The sequence below is a fragment of the Agrobacterium sp. 33MFTa1.1 genome (genome assembly GCF_004328495.1).
GTDB lineage: Bacteria > Pseudomonadota > Alphaproteobacteria > Rhizobiales > Rhizobiaceae > Agrobacterium > Agrobacterium pusense.
In genome coordinates, this window is sequence record NZ_CP036358.1 from 2,465,532 (window position 1) to 2,485,072 (window position 19,541).

Below are 19,541 nucleotides of genomic sequence, written 5' to 3' on the forward strand. Positions count from 1 at the left end.
AGAATTTCTATAGTCGCATGTCGGATTTGAGTGATTCGCTGGCTTCAGGCCCTCTCACTGGAAACCTGGCCAGGAAAACTTTGGAAAGAGTACTTATGACCGAAACATCGTCAAGCGAAGTCGGCGCGAACGCGGAATATGGAGCCGATTCGATCAAGGTCCTCAAGGGCCTTGATGCCGTGCGCAAACGGCCCGGCATGTATATCGGCGATACCGATGACGGTTCCGGCCTACATCACATGGTCTACGAAGTCGTCGACAACGCCATCGATGAGGCGCTTGCGGGCCACGCCGACCTGGTGACGGTGACCCTGAATGCCGACGGCTCCGTGACGGTGACCGATAACGGACGCGGCATTCCGACTGACATCCATTCCTCCGAGGGCGTTTCTGCCGCCGAGGTCATCATGACCCAGCTGCATGCGGGCGGGAAGTTCGACCAGAATTCTTACAAGGTGTCGGGCGGTCTGCACGGTGTCGGCGTTTCGGTGGTCAACGCGCTCTCCGTCTGGCTGAAGCTCCGCATCCGCCGCAATGGCAAGGTGCACGAGATTGGCTTTACCCATGGTGTCGCCGACGCGCCGCTTTCCGTTATCGGCGAATATGAAGGCCGTTCGGGCACGGAAGTCACCTTCCTAGCAAGCCCTGAAACCTTCACCATGACCGACTATGATTATGGAACGCTGGAGCATCGCCTGCGCGAACTCGCATTCCTGAACTCCGGCGTGCGCATCCTGCTCACCGACAAGCGCCATTCCGACGTCAAGCAGGAAGAACTGCTGTATGATGGCGGCCTCGAGGCCTTCGTCCGTTATCTCGACCGCGCCAAGAAGCCGCTGGTTGATAAGCCGGTCGCCATCAAGGGTGAAAAGGATGGCATTACGGTTGAGGTCGCACTCTGGTGGAACGACAGCTACCACGAGAACGTGCTTTGCTTCACCAACAACATTCCGCAGCGCGATGGTGGCACCCATATGGCAGGTTTCCGCGCCGCGCTGACCCGCCAGGTCACCTCCTACGCCGAAACCTCCGGCATCCTGAAAAAGGAAAAGGTAAGCCTTCAGGGTGAGGACTGCCGTGAAGGTCTGACGGCCATCCTTTCCGTCAAGGTGCCAGACCCCAAGTTTTCGTCGCAGACGAAAGACAAGCTTGTGTCGTCTGAAGTGCGTCCGGTTGTCGAAAGCCTCGTCAACGAAGCACTCTCCACCTGGCTCGAAGAACATCCATCCGACGCGAGAATCCTTGTCGGCAAGGTGGTTGAAGCCGCTGTCGCCCGAGAAGCCGCCCGCAAGGCGCGCGAATTGACACGCCGCAAAGGTGCGCTCGATATTGCCTCTCTGCCCGGAAAGCTCGCCGACTGCTCCGAGCGCGATCCGGCAAAATCAGAACTGTTCCTCGTTGAGGGTGACTCCGCTGGCGGTTCGGCCAAGCAGGGCCGCTCGCGCGAGACGCAGGCGATCCTGCCGCTCCGCGGCAAGATCCTCAATGTAGAACGCGCCCGTTTCGACAAGATGTTGTCCAGCCAGGAAATCGGCACGCTGATTACTGCGCTCGGCACCTCCATCGGCAAGGACGAGTTCAACGCTGACAAGCTGCGTTACCACAAGATCATCATCATGACGGATGCTGACGTCGATGGCGCCCACATCCGTACACTGCTGTTGACCTTCTTCTTCCGGCAGATGCCGGAACTGATCGAACGCGGCCATCTCTATATCGCCCAGCCGCCGCTTTATAAGGTGACGCGCGGTAAATCCGTTCAGTACCTGAAGGACGAAAAAGCGCTGGAAGAGTACCTGATTTCCATGGGTATCGAGGAAGCATCTTTGACGCTCGGCTCTGGCGAAGTGCGTGTTGGCGCCGATCTTCGCGAAGTCATTCTGGATGCGCTGCGCATGCGCTCGCTGATCGACGGGCTGCATTCCCGCTACAGCCGTTCCATCGTGGAGCAGGCGGCCATTGCCGGCGCACTCAACCCCGAGCTTTCCGCCGACGCAGCGCGTGCGGAGGAAACCGTTGCCGAAGTGGCCCGGCGTCTCGACATGATTGCTGAAGAGACCGAACGCGGCTGGTCCGGCACTGTGCTGCAAGACGGCGGTTTGCGCTTCGAACGCATGGTGCGCGGCGTCAAGGAAGTCTCGACGCTGGATATGGGCCTGCTCGGTTCGGCCGATGCCCGGCATATCGATCAGCTTGCAGCCCGCACGCGTGATATCTACGCCACGCCGCCGGTTCTGCAACGCAAGGATGGCACGATGGAGCTGGCCGGCCCGCGCGCGCTTCTGGATGCGATTTTCGCTGCCGGACGCAAGGGTCTCTCCATGCAGCGCTACAAGGGTCTTGGCGAAATGAATGCCGAGCAGCTTTGGGAAACCACACTCGATGCCAACGTTCGCTCGCTGCTGCAGGTAAGAGTAAGTGACGCGACTGATGCTGACGGCCTGTTTGCCCGCCTCATGGGTGACGAAGTCGAACCACGCCGCGACTTCATCCAGGAAAATGCACTCAGCGTCGCTAACCTGGATATTTAAATTTGGGGAATGTTTCGCGTAACGATTCACGTGAAACGAAACTTTAACAAAAGGCCCGGCGGTAATCTCCGCCGGGCCTTCTGATTTTATGCGGATAATGGTGATCAGTCAGCCTTGCCGGTGAAGCGACCTTCAAAGGCAACATCGGAAAGGGGCAGGCGTTTGCTTGGCACCTCCCGTTCCGCCAGATCATCAGGAAGAACGGACTTGTCGGTGAGCGTGCCGATGGCGACTCCTGCCTCCACCTTGTAGCCTTCCGGTATATTCAGTTTTTCGACGATCTTGTCCTTGAATATGCCGGCCATGCCGTGCGCATGGTAACCGAGCAGGTGCGCCTGCATGGCAAGTGAAAACCAGGCGGCGCCGGCATCGAAGGAATGGGTTGTTGACGGTTTCTTCTCGCCGTCGTGCGAGATATTGTGGTCTCGGGAAATGACGAAAAGCAGCACGGAGGCGTTTTTTGCCCAGCGCTGGTTTCCCTCCATCAGCAGTTCCACGAAGAGCGGCCAGTCTTTACTGTCCTTGTGTGCATAGACAAACCGCCACGGCTGATGATTGGAGGCGGAGGGCGCCCAGTGCGCCGCATCCAGAATGGTCATCAGATGCTGCGCCGGCATGGCGTGACCATCGAAGGCGCGCGGAGACCAGCGATCGAGGAAGAGGGGATCAACGGGGTATTCTGATTGCCGGTTATTGCTGTTCGTCACGGGCCATGTCCTTTTGATTGACGGGAAGGAAAAGGTATTTTTCGAAACTTGGCACAGTCAAGGGGTGACAAGTATGAATGCATCGTTCATATATGCATCACCTTGTCTGACAACCGGGAGAGAGTTCCATGAAATTGATGCGTGTTGGCCAGCCCGGCCAGGAAAAACCTGCAATCCTCGACGCGGAAGGAAAAGTCCGCGATCTGTCCGCCCATGTCAAAGATATCGGCGGCGAAGCCATTTCTCCCGAGGGCCTCAAGAAGATCGCCGCGATCGATGTCGGCTCACTTCCGGTGCTGAACGAAGAGCGCATCGGCGCCTGCGTTGCGGGAACCGGGAAATTCATCTGCATCGGCCTTAACTTCTCCGACCATGCCGCTGAAACGGGTGCCACCGTACCGCCGGAACCGGTCATTTTCATGAAGGCCACCTCGGCCATCGTTGGTCCGAATGACAATGTCGTCATCCCGCGCGGTTCGGAAAAGACCGACTGGGAAGTCGAGCTTGGCGTCGTCATCGGCAAGACCGCCAAATATGTCTCCGAAGCGGATGCTCTCGATTATGTCGCCGGTTATTGCGTTTCGCACGATGTTTCCGAGCGCGCCTTCCAGACGGAGCGCGCCGGTCAGTGGACCAAGGGCAAGTCCTGCGACACTTTCGGCCCCATCGGCCCGTGGCTGGTGACGAAGGACGAAATCACCGATCCGCAGAACCTCGGCATGTGGCTGAAGGTCAACGGCCAGACCATGCAGGACGGTTCCAGCAAGACCATGGTTTACGGCGTGGCCCACGTTGTCTCCTATCTCAGCCAGTTCATGTCGCTGCACCCCGGCGATGTCATTTCCACCGGCACGCCTCCCGGCGTCGGCATGGGCCTGAAGCCGCCGCGTTACCTGAAGGCTGGCGATGTCGTGGAACTCGGTATCGAGGGTCTCGGTTCCCAGAAGCAGACCTTCGTCGCCGACATCTGATTATACGGCGTTCAACGGAAAGTGAGGCGCTGGCGGGAAACCGCCGGCGTCTTCGATTTTGTGCACCTGCGAAAAGCTGCTATGGTTGAAAAAAAGAGCGTGATCGCGAGGGAGGCGTCATCAGTGTTCTACCACCTCTATGAAATGAACCATGCGGCCATGGCACCGCTGCGTGCCGGTGCCGATATGATGCGCCAGGCCTGCAACAATCCTCTTAATCCGCTGTCCAGTACGGCCTTCGGCAGAAGCCTCGATGCCGGTTTCGAGGTTTTCGAACGGCTGACGCGCCGCTACGTCAAGCCTGAATTCGGTCTCGGCTCCACGGTCATTGATGGCCAAACCGTGGTTGTCACGGAGGAGACCGTCTGGTCGCGCCCGTTCTGCAATCTGCTTCATTTCAAAAAAGAACTCGATCCAGCCCCCCAGTCCAACCCGAAGGTGCTACTGGTGGCCCCGATGTCCGGCCACTATGCAACCCTGCTACGCGGGACCGTGGAGGCACTATTGCCCTCGGCCGATATTTACATCACCGATTGGGCCGATGCCCGGATGGTGCCGGCAGCGGAGGGAACCTTCGATCTCGACGATTATATCGACTATGTCATCGAGATGCTGCGGCAGATCGGCCCCGGCACCCATGTGGTTGCTGTCTGCCAGCCATCCGTGCCTGTTTTGGCTGCCGTTTCCCTGATGGAGGCGGATGGTGACGCGTTTGCACCCGCTTCCATGACGCTGATGGGCGGGCCGATCGATACGCGCATCAACCCCACCGCCGTCAACGGTCTCGCCAAGGCCAAGCCGATCGAATGGTTCCGCGACAATGTCGTCATGCAGGTGCCGTGGCCGCAGCCAGCCTTCGGCCGCAACGTCTATCCGGGCTTCCTGCAGCTGTCGGGTTTCATGTCCATGAACCTCGACAGGCACATGACGGCGCACAAGGATTTTTACCTCAATCTGGTCAAGAATGACGGCGATTCCGCCGAAAAACACCGCGAATTTTACGATGAATATCTGGCCGTCATGGATCTGACGGCGGAATTTTATCTGCAGACGGTGGAAACCGTCTTCATCGACCATGCGCTGCCGAAGGGAAACATGCTGCATCGGGGCAGGGCGGTCGATCCCGCTGCCATCCGCAAGGTCGCATTGTTCACTGTCGAAGGGGAGAATGACGATATTTCCGGCGTCGGCCAGACAAAGGCAGCGCACGATCTCTGCCGCAACATCCCTGAAGATAAACGCGCGCACTACATGCAGCCGGATGTAGGGCATTACGGTGTCTTCAACGGTTCGCGCTTCCGCAAGGAGATCGTACCGCGTATGCTGGATTTCATTGCCAAACACAAGACGACCTAACGGCAGAACGGTAGGTGACGCCGCGCATTTGCGTGGCCAAGGGATGGACGAATCGGTTATGAAGGCTTCATGTTTTCGCTCCTCAGAAAATCCCTGAAGTCCCCGGCGCCAAAGAAGGTCGTGCCGAGCCAGCGCACCGTCTCGGTGGCAGGCCGGCAGGTGCCGATCACGGTCAGGGAGAACCCGCGGGCGACGCGCATTACCTTGCGCATCGAGCCGGGCGGCCGGGCGCTGAAGCTGACGATCCCGATGGGTCTGCATCATCGCCAGGTGGATGATTTTCTCGAGAGACATCAGGGCTGGCTGGAAGGCAAACTTCCGAAGTTTAGTCCTGACGACGGTCTGCGTTCCGGCACGACCATCGATATCAGGGGCATAGCCCACCGTATTGACCATACGGGCAGCCTGCGCGGCCTGACGCATGTCGCGAAAGACGCTGATGGCGCGCCCGTTCTGAAAGTCAGCGGCGCGCCCGAGCATCTGAGACGGCGGATAGCGGCCTTCCTGAAAAAGGAGGCGAAGGCCGACCTGGAGCGGCTTGTGGCCGTTCATGCCAGAACGGCCGGCCGGCCGGTGCGATCGATCAGCATGAAGGATACACGCAGCCGCTGGGGTTCCTGTTCCCATGATGGAAACCTGAGCTTTTCCTGGCGCATAGTCATGGCTCCGGAAAAGGTCATCGATTATCTCGCCGCCCACGAGGTCGCGCATTTGAGGGAAATGAACCACGGACCGAAATTCTGGGCTTTGTGCGAAAAACTCTGCCCGCACACCGATGAAGCCAAGGACTGGCTGAAACATAATGGCTCCAAACTCCACGCCATCGATTTCGATTGAAACTTAGGGCGTCGATCGCCATCTGGATTCACGTGAAACATTCCATCAATAACGGATGCGATTTGGCTCGACTCTCGTCGCATTTCGTGTCAGGTCGCGGATATGAAACCGGATATCAAGATTTGCGGATTGAAGACACCGGAAGCGCTGGAGCGCGCCATCAGGCGCGGCGCGTCGCATGTCGGTTTTATTTTCTTTGAAAAAAGTCCACGCAACATCGAGCCCGATTTAGCCGGTAAGCTGGCCGAAGCCGCCCGTGGCGCAGCCAAGGTGGTCGCCGTCACCGTCAATGCCGATAATGATTATCTCGATGAAATCGTCGATCTTGTAAAACCTGACATTCTGCAGCTGCACGGCAGTGAAAGCCCGGAGCGGCTGTTGACCATCAAGGCGCTTTACGGCCTGCCGGTCATGAAGGCGATTTCCATTCGCGATGCCGCTGATCTTGCCAAAATTGGTCCTTATAACGGGATAGCCGATCGTTTTCTGCTGGATGCCAAGGCGCCCGCTGGTTCGGAGCTTCCGGGCGGCAACGGTGTTTCCTTCGACTGGACCATCCTGCGCTCCCTTGACGGAAGCATCGATTACATGCTTTCCGGGGGGCTGAACAAGGACAATGTCGCCGAGGCTCTGGCAGAAACCCGGGCGAGCGGACTAGATTTGTCATCTGGCGTCGAAAGCGCGCCGGGCGTCAAGGATCTGTCCATGATCGACGCTTTTTTCGATGTGGTGAATGATTGGTCGAAAGGCCCAAAGGGAGCTTGAAGTGAACGACGCGCCAACACCCAATTCTTTTCGCGCTGGTCCTGATGAGGACGGACGTTTCGGCATTTACGGAGGTCGCTTCGTTGCTGAAACGCTTATGCCACTCATTCTGGATTTGCAGGCGGAATGGGACAAGGCCAAGACCGATCCCGAGTTTCAGGCTGAACTCAAGCATCTCGGCGCACACTATACCGGTCGTCCGAGCCCGCTTTATTTTGCGGAGCGGCTGACGGCGGAACTTGGCGGCGCGAAGATTTATTTCAAGCGCGAAGAACTGAACCACACGGGTTCACACAAGATCAACAATTGCCTCGGCCAGATCCTGCTTGCCAAGCGCATGGGAAAGACCCGCATCATCGCGGAGACCGGTGCCGGCCAGCACGGCGTTGCCTCGGCGACCGTTGCGGCGCGCTTCGGCCTGCCGTGCGTCGTTTACATGGGCGCGACGGACGTTGCGCGTCAGGCCCCGAACGTGTTCCGTATGAAGCTTCTCGGCGCCGAGGTAAAGCCGGTCACGGCCGGCCACGGCACGCTGAAGGATGCCATGAACGAGGCACTGCGTGACTGGGTCACCAATGTCGACGACACTTATTACCTGATCGGTACTGCCGCGGGCCCGCACCCCTATCCAGAAATGGTCCGCGATTTCCAGGCCGTTATCGGCGAGGAAGCCAAGGCACAGATGCTGGAAGCGGAAGGCCGTCTGCCGGATATGGTCATTGCGGCAGTTGGCGGCGGCTCGAACGCCATCGGCATCTTCCATCCTTTCCTTGATGACAAGAGCGTCCGCATCGTCGGCGTCGAGGCGGGTGGCAAGGGCCTTTCGGGCGAAGAGCATTGCGCTTCAATCACCGCCGGTTCGCCGGGCGTGCTGCACGGCAATCGCACCTATCTGCTACAGGATGCAGATGGTCAGATCAAGGAAGGCCATTCGATCTCCGCAGGCCTCGATTATCCCGGTATCGGCCCTGAACATTCCTGGCTGAACGACATCGGCCGCGTCGAATATGTGCCGATCATGGACCATGAGGCGCTGGATGCCTTCCAGATGCTGACCCGCCTTGAAGGCATCATTCCGGCTCTGGAGCCGAGCCATGCATTGGCCGAGGTCATCAAGCGTGCGCCGAAAATGGGCAAGGACGAGATCATCCTGATGAATCTCTCCGGCCGCGGCGACAAGGATGTCCACACCGTCAGCAAGTTCCTTGGAATGGATGTATAAGATCATGACTGCACGTATGGACAAGCGCTTCGCCGATCTGCGCGCGGAAAATCGCCCGGCCCTGATTACCTATTTCATGGGCGGCGACCCGGATTTCCAGACCTCGCTTGGCATCATGAAGGCGCTGCCGGAAGCCGGTGCCGACGTTATCGAACTCGGTATGCCGTTTTCCGACCCCATGGCGGACGGCCCGGCCATTCAGCTCGCTGGCCAGCGCGCGCTCAAAGGCGGACAGACGCTGAAAACCACGCTCGATCTTGCTCGGGAGTTCCGCAAAGAAGACGATGCAACGCCGATCGTAATGATGGGCTATTACAACCCGATCTATATCTATGGCGTCGAAAAATTTCTGGACGACGCACTGGCGGCAGGCATCGATGGCCTGATCGTGGTCGATCTGCCACCGGAAATGGACGATGAGCTCTGCATTCCGGCGCTTGCGCGCGGCATCAACTTCATCCGTCTTGCAACGCCGACCACCGATGGCAAACGCCTGCCGACCGTCCTTAAAAATACCTCAGGTTTCGTGTATTACGTCTCGATGAACGGTATCACCGGTTCAGCGCTTCCCGATCCGTCGTTGATCTCGGGCGCTGTCGGTCGTATCAAGGCGCATACGGAACTGCCGGTCTGTGTCGGTTTCGGTGTCAAGACGGCTGATCATGCGAAGGCAATCGGTGCCGTGGCGGATGGTGTGGTGGTGGGTTCCGCCATCGTCAACCAGATTGCCGGCAGCCTGACCAAGGACGGGCAGGCAACCGCAGATACCGTGCCGGCGGTTACGACGCTGGTAAAAGGACTTTCAACGGGCGTGCGTGCATCGCGCCTCGCCGCTGCAGAATAAGCGCGCGGCCCAGTCAGGAGTAGACAGTTGAACTGGATCACCAATTACGTTCGGCCGCGGATCAATTCCATGCTCGGTCGCCGCCCGGAGGTTCCGGAAAATCTTTGGATCAAGTGCCCGGAAACGGGCGAAATGGTCTTCCACAAGGATCTCGAGGACAACAAGTGGGTCATCCCGGCGTCCGGCTATCACATGAAGATGCCGGCGAAAGCGCGCCTTGCCGATCTTTTCGATGGCGGCGTCTATGAGGCTCTGCCGCAGCCGAAGGTGGCGCAGGACCCACTGAAGTTCCGCGATTCCAAGAAATACACCGATCGCCTGCGTGATAGCCGCGCGAAGACCGAGCAGGAGGATACCATCCTTGCCGGTGTCGGCCTGCTGAAGGGCCTGAAGATCGTCGCCGTCGTGCATGAATTCCAGTTCATGGGCGGTTCGCTCGGCATCGCCGCCGGTGAAGCCATCGTCAAGGCCTTCGAGCGCGCCATTTCCGAGCGCTGCCCGCTCGTCATGTTCCCGGCCTCCGGTGGCGCGCGCATGCAGGAAGGCATTCTTTCTCTGATGCAGCTGCCCCGCACCACGGTTGCGGTAAACATGCTGAAGGAAGCTGGCATGCCTTACATCGTGGTTCTGACGAACCCGACCACAGGCGGTGTCACGGCCTCCTACGCCATGCTCGGCGACGTGCATATTGCCGAACCGGGCGCTGAAATTTGCTTCGCCGGCAAGCGCGTCATCGAGCAGACCATTCGCGAAAAGCTGCCGGAAGGCTTCCAGACCTCGGAATACCTGCTGGAGCACGGCATGGTGGATATGGTCATTGATCGTCGCGAAATCCCGGACACGCTGGCTAATCTGCTCAAAATCATGACCAAGGCGCCCGCTGACAACGCAAACGCCGTCGTCCCGCTGGCCGCTTCGGCCTGAGGAAAAAAAATATGTCGCCCGGAGGCATAAATTGCCTTCGGGATGATGTTATACGTTGCCTGATTTCATTTTTGGGGCGGCGGACAAAATGACAAGCAAAACGCCTGAAAGGCGAACGGAAGACATGACGAAGCCCGCGATCGGTGAGGCAGAAAAGATCATTGAAGAGCTAATGCAGCTCCACCCCAAGGGCTTTGATCTTTCACTCGACAGAATTTCCCGTCTTCTCGAAAAACTCGGCAATCCACAAAACAGAATGCCGCCGGTGATCCATGTAGCCGGCACCAATGGCAAGGGTTCGGTTACTGCCTTTTGCCGTGCCCTGCTTGAGGCTGCAGGGCTCTCCGTCCACGTTCATACCTCACCGCATCTGGTAAATTGGCACGAACGATACCGTATCGGCGTGGCGGGCGATAAAGGCCGTTACGTCAAAGACGAGATATTTGCGGACGCGCTGCGCCGCATTGAAACTGCCAATGCAGGTCAGACAATCACGGTTTTCGAAATCCTGACTGCGGCTATGTTCGTGCTTTTTGCGGAACAGCCCGCCGATGCCGCGATCGTTGAGGTTGGCTTGGGCGGCCGTTTCGATGCGACCAATGTCATCAATAACCCGGCGGTTTCCGTCATCATGCCAATCTCGCTTGATCACCAGGCTTATCTCGGCGATCGCGTGGAACTGATTGCCGCCGAAAAGGCGGGAATCATGAAAAAGGGCTCACCCGTCGTCATTGGCCATCAGGAATATGATGCGGCGCTCGAAACACTTGTCGCCACGGCGGAGCGTCTCGGTTGCCCGGCGTCCGTCTATGGCCAGGATTTTTCCGCCCATGAAGAATTCGGCCGCATGGTCTATCAGGACGAGTTCGGACTGACGGATGCGCCGCTGCCACGGCTCCCGGGCCGTCACCAGCTTGCAAATGCCGCCGCCGCGATCCGCGCCGTCAAGGCTGCCGGTTTTGAGGTGACGGAGCGGATGATCGAAAAGGCCATGACCACGGTGGAATGGCCCGGTCGTCTTCAGCGCATCCTGACTGGAAAAATCGCTGAAATGGCACCGAAAGATGCGGAAATCTGGATCGACGGTGGCCATAACCCCGGTGCGGGTGAAGTGATTGCAGAGGCAATGGCGGGTTTTGAGGAAAAGACGCCGCGGCCGCTCTTCATCATTGCCGGCCTCATCAACACCAAGGATCCGGTGGGCTATTTCAAGGCCTTCGCCGATATCGCCGAATATGTCTTTACCGTGCCGATCGGTGGCACGGATGCCGCGATCGACCCTGTGGTACTCGCCCATGCCGCCTTCGATGCTGGCCTCGTTGCAGCGCCAACATCGTCTCTGACACATGCTCTGGAAGAGTTGTCGCGCCGCTTCGACCCTGAAGGACCGGCGCCGCGCATCCTGATCGGCGGTTCGCTTTACCTTGCTGGCAATGCACTTGCCCTCAACGGCACGGTTCCGCAATAAAAAAGCCCGGCAGCGATGCCGGGCTTTTTTCATTCCGTTGATATTGCTTATGCGGCGCCGGAAATCCAGGCCGAAAGCGCTGTCTTGGGAGCAGCGCCAACCTTGATGTCAGCCACTTCACCGCTTTTGAAAATGGCGAGCGTCGGGATGGAGCGAACGCCGAACTGAGCGGCCAGTTCCGGGTTTTCGTCGATATTCAGCTTTGCGACCTTGACCTTGCCGGCCAGCTCGGAGGAAATTTCCTCAAGGCTCGGCGCGATCATCTTGCACGGGCCGCACCATTCGGCCCAGAAATCCACCACGACGGGTTCGGAGGATTCAAGGACTTCGGACTGGAAGTTGGCGGCATCGACTTTTACGGTAGCCATATCTGGCTCTCCTTTCAGTAAATCTTTTCCACTATCGATGTGATGCGGGCGCGTCGAAATTTCAATGCCCCCGGTATCTCACTTTGTCTTTATTGCGGCAAGGGCCTCTCTCATCGCATCGTCGCCAACCGTTATAAAGGCAGCATTTTCCGTATAAATCAGCGCACAGACAAATTCCTTGCCGGGATAAAGAGGTGCCAGAATTTCACGATAAATGGCGAGCTGCGCCGTATGGGAGAAGGGAATTTCACGCGCTTCACGAGGCGGCACTCGGTTAGTCTTGTAATCGATCAGGATGACGCGATCTCCTTCGACCGCCAGCCGGTCGATGCGGCCGGAGACTGCATATTGCTGCCGGCCGAGGGCCATCGTACCCATGATCGACACTTCCGCGCGACTGTTGGCAGAGAAGGCCGGCTGCACAGCGGGTTCGGACATGACACGCAAAACGGCCCGTACCAATTGCTCGCGCTCGGTAACAGGCCAGAACCGCGCCGCGCGTTCAGCATAACGGCGCGCCGCCTCTTCCCGTTCGACCTCCGGAAAATCGGGCAGCGCCTGAAGCATGCGATGCACCAACCGTCCGCGCTGCAGCGCCAATGAAGAGACCTCGGCTTTCTCCCCGAACAGTGGTGAGCGCACGGCGAGATCATCCGCACCGTCATCGATGATGGTGCCCGCGCCGGAAGGGCTGAGTGGTCTCGGTAGAGAGGGCAGGACCGGCAAAGGGGTAAGAAGTCCCGCTGGAAGGGCATAGTCTTCCTGCTGCGGCGTTTCCGACGGCCTTTGTGGGACAGGTGTCGAGCGCGGTTCGGATTTGCGCCAGACAAGCCCCTGCCATTCCTCACCATCCGCCGTGAAAAGCTGGGGCTTGCAATGGTCTTCGTTGTTGGCAAGCGCCTTTTTGACGATGGCATGCCAGCATTCGGGATTTTCCTTCTGGCCGCGATAACCGCAGACGACGAGGTGATCGGCGGCGCGCGTCATGGCCACATAAAGCAGCCGCCGATATTCATCTTCTGCGGCGGTCTTCAGCCGCTCTTCATCCGATCGGATAAGGTGGTTTGAAAATCCGCTGCCGGGCAACCAGACCGGGAAGGCGTCTTCACCCGCTTCGACAAAACGCAGTTTAGGCACATGGCTGTGATTGAAGGCCTTCGAACCTCCATCGACGACAAAAACGACCGGTGCTTCCAACCCTTTGGAGGCGTGCACGGTCATGATGCGCACTTCGCCGCGATCCTTATCCTGCTCCCGCTTCACCTCCGGTGAGTCAGTTCCCAGAACGGAGAGAAAGGCCTGCAGGCCGGGCAGGCCGGTCCTTTCGTGATCCAGCGCAAAGGACAGGAATTCATCCAGAACGTCGCTTGCCTCGTTGCCAAGTCTGCCGAGAAATTTTTTGCGTCCGTCATGCAGTGTAAGCACCGCTGCGAAGAAATCGTGTACGGTGGCCGTTTTAGAAAGCGCGATAAAACCTTCCAGCTTGGCGGTAACGCTGGAAAGATGGCTATTATCTTCCTGCGCAAGGATTTGCAGCCGTTTCCAGACGCTCTCCGTTTCCGATCGCATGGCAGCAATGTCGAAAACGTCGTCTTCCGTCAGGTTGAAGAGTGGACTTTTCAAAAGTGCGGCAAGGGAAAGGTCGTCTTCGGGCAGGACAACGAAATGACCGAGCGCCAGAAGGTCCTGCACGGCAATGTGGTCGGTCAAACGAAGGCGGTCAGCGCCGGCAACGGGTATGTTCTTGCGCCGTTTCAGCTCCCGGGTCAGTGCATTGACGAAGGCATGACGTTTTCTGACGAGCACCAGAATGTCGCCCGGTTCGATGGCGCGCTCCACGCCTTTTTCGATGATGGTCTCGCGTCCGATCATATCGGCGATGCGCGCGGCGATCCGGCGGGCAATTATGGTGGCCGGCGCGCTTTCCCGCAGCGCATCGAAGGGGGCTGTCCAATCCTCTTCGTCCTCGGTGGTTTCCGGTGCCACCATATCCCACACTTCCACGGTGCCGGGATGGCCAGCGCGGTTGGACCGGTGCTCCACCGGCTCGTTATCGGCACTGAGGCCGCTTGCGTTATTCGGGTCCGAAAACACCTGGTCGACAGCCGCCAGCACATCCTCCGTGGATCGGAAGGATAGCGGCAGGCGAATGCGGTGAAAGGCCTGTTCGACCGAATCGACCCGTCTCTTGGTCTCTTCGCGCTCCTGCGAAAACCGTTCCGGCCGCGCGCCCTGGAATGAATAGATCGACTGTTTTTCATCGCCCACGGCAAACAGCGTACGCCGCCCCATGCGGGCGCTCTCGCCGGTGAAGAAATCCGCCGCAAGCGACTGGATGATCGACCATTGCACCGGGCTCGTGTCCTGCGCCTCATCGACCAGAATATGGTCGATGCCCTGATCCAGCTTGTAATGCACCCATGCACCCGCCGTATCGCGGTTGAGGAGGTTGGCCGCGCGCTCGATCAGGTCTTCGAAATCGAGCTGGCTTCGCTGTTTCTTCAGGTCTTCGAAATCACCGATCAGCCTTTCCGCCAGAACAAGGGCGCATTTGGTCGCCGCCAGCATTCGCACCAGACGATAACGGTTGCGGCAGGAAACGACATGGTCCCGCGCCAGTGTCAGCGCATCGAGAAGTTCGGGGGCGGATTTCTGCATGCCCTTGTTGATGACATAGGCATCCGATTTCTTTTCACCCTTGGCCGTCAGCAGGGCGGCTTCGATGAATTCCATCCGCCGCACGGGGTCTGGTTGTCGTTTTGCTTCCCTGAGTGCATAGGCGACATCGATGACGCGTGATCCACCCACCTCGTCGGCAAGGGTGAGATACGTATCGAGCGCGAGGCCGGAGAGGCCGGGGAGAGGCCAGAAAGCGGCCGCGGCAGTTTCTTCGGTCTCTCCATCTGCAATCTGCATCGCCTGCCGCAACCGGGCATCGATGCCGCCTGACTGTTTGGCATCCAGAAGGAAGGCCCGCAGGGCACTGCGATTGGCGATGATGGCGGAAAGCAGCGCTTCCAACCCGCTTTCATCGGCGAGATCGAGAACATAGGCCAGCGCCTGCGCCAAGTCCGCATCGCTTTCCGTCGAAACCGCGGTCAGGAGCGAACGGCGCGCCTCAGCCAGCAGCGTGGTTGCGGCGCGGTCGTCGAGAACGGAGAAATGGCCGGCGACATTGGCTTCCAGCGGAAATTGGTGCAGCAACGCCTCGCAGAAGGCGTGGATTGTCTGGATCTTCAAACCGCCCGGTGTTTCCAGCGCCTTGGCGAAGAGCCTGCGCGCCTCGGCGAGCTTGATGCGATCCGGCGCCTTGCCTTCGATGGCGGCGATGCGGTCCTTGAGATCGGAATCCGGCAAAGTAGCCCATTCCGCCAGACGGTCGAAGACGCGGCTCGACATTTCCGACGCTGCAGCCTTGGTATAGGTGAGGCAGAGGATCGCCGAAGGCCGGCAGCCAGCCAGAAGCAGGCGGATGACGCGCTGGGTCAGTACGTGGGTCTTGCCGGAACCGGCATTGGCCGACACCCAGGCGGAACTGGCGGGATCGGAAGCAAGCCGCTGCCGGGCGCTGGTCCAGTCGATCCAGCTTTCAGGTGTGTCGGCGGCGGGGCCGGCGTCGAAAGGATCAATCGTCATCGCCGTCTCCCGGTTCTGCCGTCGACCATTCCGAAACGCGGGCGAGGTGATCATATTCCCCGCCGTAGGATTGCTGTTCTTCCGGCACCAGGCGCGAGGCGAAGCCGTTTTCCCCGTTGCGCAGCGAATGAACGAATTTGGTGAGCTGTTCTATCGATTCCGTCGCGAGCTCAATTGCCGATTTTGGCGGTCTTTTCCCGCTTCGGCTGGAATGTTCGTTATTAACCTGATCGGCGAAAAAACGCTCGCCCGGCCGCAGGCGAACATAGATGAGGTTTTCCGGCGTGGGTGAACCGGCTTCGCGAAAGGCGCCGCGCATCAATGCTGCCGCCTCCAGCGCAAGCTGTGGATCAAGCAGCGCCCGCGCCTGGTTGACGGAAGGCGCGAGCCCCGTCTTGTAGTCGATAATATCCGCCTGACTGTTGGTCTTGATATCGATGCGGTCGGCGATCCCCGTCAGCCTTATACCCGCCTCGACGATTTCCTGTCCGGCGCGAGCCTCGTAGAAGCTGTGGCGAATGGATGGATGACGTTCTTTTTCCCAGTCGATGAAGGCGCGCGCTACCGCTGCAAAACGCGGCCGCCAGATCACATCCACATGGGGAGGCAGGTTTTCCGCATCGAAAAATTCGTCGAGAATGCGCTGCATGGCCGAAAGCGAGGCCGGTGTGCCGGGAACATGTCCCTCACGGGAATAGCGCTCGATGATCGCGTGATAGAGCGTGCCGCGATCGGCGGCGTTCGGATCGCGATTGAAGGGGTCGAGCGGGTCCAGCTTCAGGATGCGCCGCGCATAGATCGAATAGGGGTCGCGGCGCAGGCGGCCCACTTCGCTGAAGGAGTAACGCGTCGGCTGCAATTCAGCTGGCGGTTTCGGGGAAGGGCGCTTTGCCGCCTCCTGCTCGATGCTCTCGTCCATCAGACCCGCCCAATGACGATATGTCTCACCACGTTTTTTAAGGACTTTGGCAAAATCCTCGCCGCCCAGGGCCAGCAGCCTTTGCAGCCAGCGTGAGGCGACGGCAGGCGTGGAGCCCTGCCTGAGCGCCCGGGTGTAGAAAATGTGTCGCGTGCCGTTGGCCATCTCAAAGTCATGCGCGAGCTGGCCGATACGCCGTTCCGGCGGCTCCAGCCCGATCGCAGTCTTCATGGTGCGGGAAAGAAACGGATTATTCGCCGTTTGGCCCGGCCAGAGGCCTTCATTGAGACCGCCGATGATGACCGTATCGACACTTTGCAGCCGCGCTTCCAGCGCGCCGAAGATGAAGATGCGCGGATGGCGCATCGATCTTGGCTTGATTGATTCCCCTGCCACAAGCGCCGCGAATATATCGATCCATTGCGGACCGTCCGCGTCGAGAATATCTCCGCTTTCCATCAGTTCGGCAAAGAGGCTGGAAAGCTTGTCTCCGGCCTCGCCGGACCAGAGAGCGGCAAGATCTGTATTTTCATCCCCACAGATGGCTTCCATCACGCGGCCGGTCCGTTCTGCCCAGTCGGAAAGAGGCAACCTGTCGGTAAAGGCCCGGCCAGATCGGTCGCGGCGGACGAAGGCGGAGCGCAGCGGCTCTGTGGCCATTGCAATCCGTCGCGCCAGATCGCGCGCGGCGTCAACGCTTCCGTCAGGCAGGGCCAGCCGCCAGGCGGGCGGATGTCTGTCCTCGCGTTGCGCAAGGAGTTGGGTGTCAAGAACCGTTTCCAGATTGCCCACTTCAGTTTCGACGCGGCCGCCTCGCAGCGCAATCAGCTCAAGCGCCTTCGAAGCTCTGGTGAAAGCTTCGCTCGAGAGCCCGAAACGGGCGAGCGGGTGTTTCAGAAGGGAAATGATCGGCACCGGGTCTCCGGGTCTCAGGATCGCCTCCAGCGCGAGTTGCGTGAGGCCGGCCTGGGCCGTTGCCGAAAGCGGCGTGCCGGCGGAATCGTCGGCTTCGATGCCGAAGCGTCGCAACTCCGTTGCCACGCGCCGCGCCAGCCCGCGGTCGGGTGTTATCAGGGCCGCCTGCGAAGGCCGTTCCGAGGCTGGTGCTTCGAGCGCAAGCCTGAGCGCCACTGCGATGGCGGTGGCCTCTTCGCGCTCGTTGGCAGCTTCAATCAGCGTGGCCGCTGCAAAGGCATCGTTAAAAATTGCAGAATCCCGGTCTTCACGCCATCGGTTCCAGTCACTGGTGGATTTGGCCGGCGCAAGCGCTGCCGAAAATACCGCGGCGCGCTTTTCCAGATCGTTATCGAGGACACCGATCGGAACCACATCGTCACGCAGGATGCCCAGTTTCTGCAGCAGGACATAAAGCCCGTATTGCGAGTGAGTGCGGCTCGAAGGATCGGTGGGGTCCTCGGCGATCGCCTGCCATTGCTCTTCCGGCATGGCAAGATCAAGCCCCGGAAGCACCACCACGCCTTGCGGTAAAGCTGCAGCCGCGGCGATGAGATCGGCGGCGGCCGGAATGGAGCCTGTCGAGCCAGCGACGATGATCGGACCGGTGTCCGGCAATGTGGCAATTCGGTTCGCTTCTGCCCGGAGGATGGCGTTTCGGTGCCGTCCGGCCGAAGATCTGTTGAGTTCGGCAAGCCGGGCGGGCCAGAAGATGCTGGCGATCTTTAAAAAATCGGCCGTGAGCTGCCACCATTGAGCGTGATCACCGGTATCGAGATGCTGAAGCGCTTCCCAATCTTTTTCTTCCGTATCCATTGCGTCGATCACCTCTGCCAGCGCACGCGCGAGCCATATCGCGTCGGCCGGGCTGGCGGGGGCGACCAGCGGCGAATCGGAATGGATCGCCCGGATGGCGTCCGGCAGGCTGTTGCGCCATGCAAGGATGAGACGCGCGAGTTCGATCAGTCGGCCGGTGCCGGAAATCGGCGGCGCGAGATCCAATATTTCAGGGTTTTCGACATCGAAGAAACCGCTGTCGTCATCCGTTTCGCCAAGGGGCCGGATGAGCGGCAGAATGGCGGAACGGCCGCCAAGAAGATCGACGAATTCCGAGCGCAGCACGCGGGCCGAACGCCGCGTCGGCACATATATCGTCACCTTGGCAAGCGACAGGGGATCGGCCGGGTCATATCGATAGCCTGCCGCCAGTCTTCCGTCGCACAGCGTTTCCGCAAGCGTTTTGAGGAACGGTGTTCCCGCGGCGATCGTCAGAACGCGCTTTGCGTGGTGGGAGCCCGTCATGCAGAGCGTTTTTCCCTGAATTGCCGGATGATGTTCTCAGCATCGTCTATGGCGTCCGGCGTGCCGACGGTAATCCAGTGACCATCCAGCGGCAGCCCGTAAAGCCGGGCCTTTTCAATCGCGCGATCGAAGTAAATATTCAGGTTGAAAGCGTCCGTCGGTGCATCGTCAAGCAGCCGCGAGTCCATGGCGATGGCGCCGGCATAGACGACGGGGTTCGTGTCGCCCTCGCGATGGCGGGTCAGTCTTCCGTCCTCGGCGAGGTTGAAATCCCTCTTGCCATTGTGGCCGGTGGTCTGATGCATGTCGACGCAGAGCAGTGCCATGTCCATCCGACCGGAATCGAAGAACTGTGCGAGCTTGCGCAGATTGCTGGCCACGTGCAGCTGCTCACCGATCCAGAAGAGATCGGCATTCATGACGAAGACCGGGCCGGGTTCCAGAAGCTTCAGACCCTTGGCGAGACCGCCGCCGGAATTCATCAGCTGGGAGCGTTCGTCGGAAATCAGGATTTCGGCATCGGCGCGGCGCTGAAGATGGGCGACCATCTGCTCGGCGTGGTGGTGCACATTGACGACAATTCTTTCGGCACCGGCTTCCACAAGAGCGTCGAGCACGTAATCGATCATTGGCTTGCCGGCGATCTGTACGAGTGGCTTCGGGATCGTATCGGTGATCGGGCGCATCCGAGTACCGAGCCCGGCGGCCAGCACCATCGCGTTTGTGATCGTCATCGT

14 protein-coding genes are annotated in these 19,541 nt (G+C 59.4%); 9 read left to right on the forward strand and 5 right to left on the reverse strand.

Annotated features, from left to right (window positions below):
* The first annotated feature begins 95 nt into the window (after nt 1–95).
* The gene (gene gyrB, locus EYD00_RS12320; RefSeq protein ID WP_004444267.1) at nt 96–2,531 is read left to right on the forward strand and encodes a DNA topoisomerase (ATP-hydrolyzing) subunit B; all 2,436 of its coding nucleotides are present in this window, start codon (nt 96–98) and stop codon (nt 2,529–2,531) included.
* Nucleotides 2,532–2,635: 104 nt separating this feature from the next.
* Here gyrB and EYD00_RS12325 read toward each other — a convergent pair whose 3' ends face one another.
* Nucleotides 2,636–3,238, reverse strand: coding sequence for a nitroreductase family protein (locus EYD00_RS12325; RefSeq protein ID WP_004444268.1), 603 nt, complete (start codon nt 3,236–3,238; stop codon nt 2,636–2,638).
* Nucleotides 3,239–3,366: 128 nt separating this feature from the next.
* Here EYD00_RS12325 and EYD00_RS12330 point away from each other — a divergent pair, with 128 nt between their 5' ends.
* From EYD00_RS12330 to EYD00_RS12365, 8 genes are all read left to right on the forward strand, one after another.
* Nucleotides 3,367–4,209 carry a fumarylacetoacetate hydrolase family protein gene (locus tag EYD00_RS12330; RefSeq protein WP_004444270.1) on the forward strand — a complete coding sequence of 281 codons (843 nt, stop codon included), beginning with the start codon at nt 3,367–3,369 and terminating at the stop codon, nt 4,207–4,209.
* A gap of 123 nt (nt 4,210–4,332) precedes the next feature.
* A complete protein-coding gene (locus EYD00_RS12335) occupies nt 4,333–5,565 on the forward strand; it encodes a polyhydroxyalkanoate depolymerase (RefSeq protein ID WP_004444273.1) in 1,233 nt (410 codons plus the stop codon).
* A 69-nt stretch (nt 5,566–5,634) separates the two neighbouring features.
* On the forward strand, nt 5,635–6,402 hold the full coding sequence (locus EYD00_RS12340) for a M48 family metallopeptidase (RefSeq protein WP_004444275.1): 768 nt from the start codon (nt 5,635–5,637) through the stop codon (nt 6,400–6,402).
* 102 nt (nt 6,403–6,504) lie between these two features.
* Nucleotides 6,505–7,167 carry a phosphoribosylanthranilate isomerase gene (locus EYD00_RS12345; protein ID WP_004444276.1) on the forward strand — a complete coding sequence of 221 codons (663 nt, stop codon included), beginning with the start codon at nt 6,505–6,507 and terminating at the stop codon, nt 7,165–7,167.
* A 1-nt stretch (nt 7,168) separates the two neighbouring features.
* Nucleotides 7,169–8,389, forward strand: coding sequence for a tryptophan synthase subunit beta (trpB, locus tag EYD00_RS12350; protein WP_004444279.1), 1,221 nt, complete (start codon nt 7,169–7,171; stop codon nt 8,387–8,389).
* 4 nt (nt 8,390–8,393) lie between these two features.
* Nucleotides 8,394–9,233 (forward strand): tryptophan synthase subunit alpha, encoded by an 840-nt coding sequence (trpA, locus tag EYD00_RS12355; protein WP_004444282.1) that lies wholly within the window; start codon nt 8,394–8,396, stop codon nt 9,231–9,233.
* Nucleotides 9,234–9,260: 27 nt separating this feature from the next.
* Entirely contained in the window at nt 9,261–10,157 is an 897-nt protein-coding gene (gene accD, locus EYD00_RS12360; protein ID WP_004444285.1) for an acetyl-CoA carboxylase, carboxyltransferase subunit beta, read from the forward strand.
* An 88-nt stretch (nt 10,158–10,245) separates the two neighbouring features.
* Nucleotides 10,246–11,625, forward strand: coding sequence for a bifunctional folylpolyglutamate synthase/dihydrofolate synthase (locus EYD00_RS12365; RefSeq protein ID WP_373887380.1), 1,380 nt, complete (start codon nt 10,246–10,248; stop codon nt 11,623–11,625).
* 47 nt (nt 11,626–11,672) lie between these two features.
* Here EYD00_RS12365 and trxA read toward each other — a convergent pair whose 3' ends face one another.
* The 4 genes from trxA to EYD00_RS12385 form a co-directional block, all read right to left on the reverse strand.
* Nucleotides 11,673–11,993, reverse strand: a complete 321-nt coding sequence (trxA, locus tag EYD00_RS12370; RefSeq protein WP_003516334.1) for a thioredoxin — start codon at nt 11,991–11,993, stop codon at nt 11,673–11,675.
* Between the two features lie 78 nt (nt 11,994–12,071).
* Nucleotides 12,072–15,629 (reverse strand): double-strand break repair helicase AddA, encoded by a 3,558-nt coding sequence (gene addA / locus EYD00_RS12375; RefSeq protein ID WP_004444291.1) that lies wholly within the window; start codon nt 15,627–15,629, stop codon nt 12,072–12,074.
* Entirely contained in the window at nt 15,619–18,804 is a 3,186-nt protein-coding gene (gene addB / locus EYD00_RS12380) for a double-strand break repair protein AddB (RefSeq protein WP_004444294.1), read from the reverse strand. Before addB ends, addA begins: the two co-directional genes overlap by 11 nt.
* Nucleotides 18,801–19,538 carry a nucleotidyltransferase family protein gene (locus EYD00_RS12385; RefSeq protein WP_004444296.1) on the reverse strand — a complete coding sequence of 246 codons (738 nt, stop codon included), beginning with the start codon at nt 19,536–19,538 and terminating at the stop codon, nt 18,801–18,803. The genes addB and EYD00_RS12385 overlap by 4 nt, the downstream gene beginning before the upstream one ends.
* Nucleotides 19,539–19,541: the final 3 nt, after the last annotated feature.

What these genes read in the sequence shown, in the direction of transcription:
- trpA (WP_004444282.1), top strand. Translation starts at nt 8,394, where the DNA reads ATGACTGCACGTATGGACAAGCGCTTCGCCGATCTGCGCGCGGAAAAT.
- EYD00_RS12345 (WP_004444276.1), top strand. Translation starts at nt 6,505, where the DNA reads ATGAAACCGGATATCAAGATTTGCGGATTGAAGACACCGGAAGCGCTG.
- EYD00_RS12385 (WP_004444296.1), bottom strand. Translation starts at nt 19,538, where the DNA reads ATGACGATCACAAACGCGATGGTGCTGGCCGCCGGGCTCGGTACTCGG.
- gyrB (WP_004444267.1), top strand. Translation starts at nt 96, where the DNA reads ATGACCGAAACATCGTCAAGCGAAGTCGGCGCGAACGCGGAATATGGA.
- addB (WP_004444294.1), bottom strand. Translation starts at nt 18,804, where the DNA reads ATGACGGGCTCCCACCACGCAAAGCGCGTTCTGACGATCGCCGCGGGA.
- EYD00_RS12330 (WP_004444270.1), top strand. Translation starts at nt 3,367, where the DNA reads ATGAAATTGATGCGTGTTGGCCAGCCCGGCCAGGAAAAACCTGCAATC.
- addA (WP_004444291.1), bottom strand. Translation starts at nt 15,629, where the DNA reads ATGACGATTGATCCTTTCGACGCCGGCCCCGCCGCCGACACACCTGAA.
- trxA (WP_003516334.1), bottom strand. Translation starts at nt 11,993, where the DNA reads ATGGCTACCGTAAAAGTCGATGCCGCCAACTTCCAGTCCGAAGTCCTT.
- EYD00_RS12365 (WP_373887380.1), top strand. Translation starts at nt 10,246, where the DNA reads ATGACAAGCAAAACGCCTGAAAGGCGAACGGAAGACATGACGAAGCCC.
- EYD00_RS12340 (WP_004444275.1), top strand. Translation starts at nt 5,635, where the DNA reads ATGTTTTCGCTCCTCAGAAAATCCCTGAAGTCCCCGGCGCCAAAGAAG.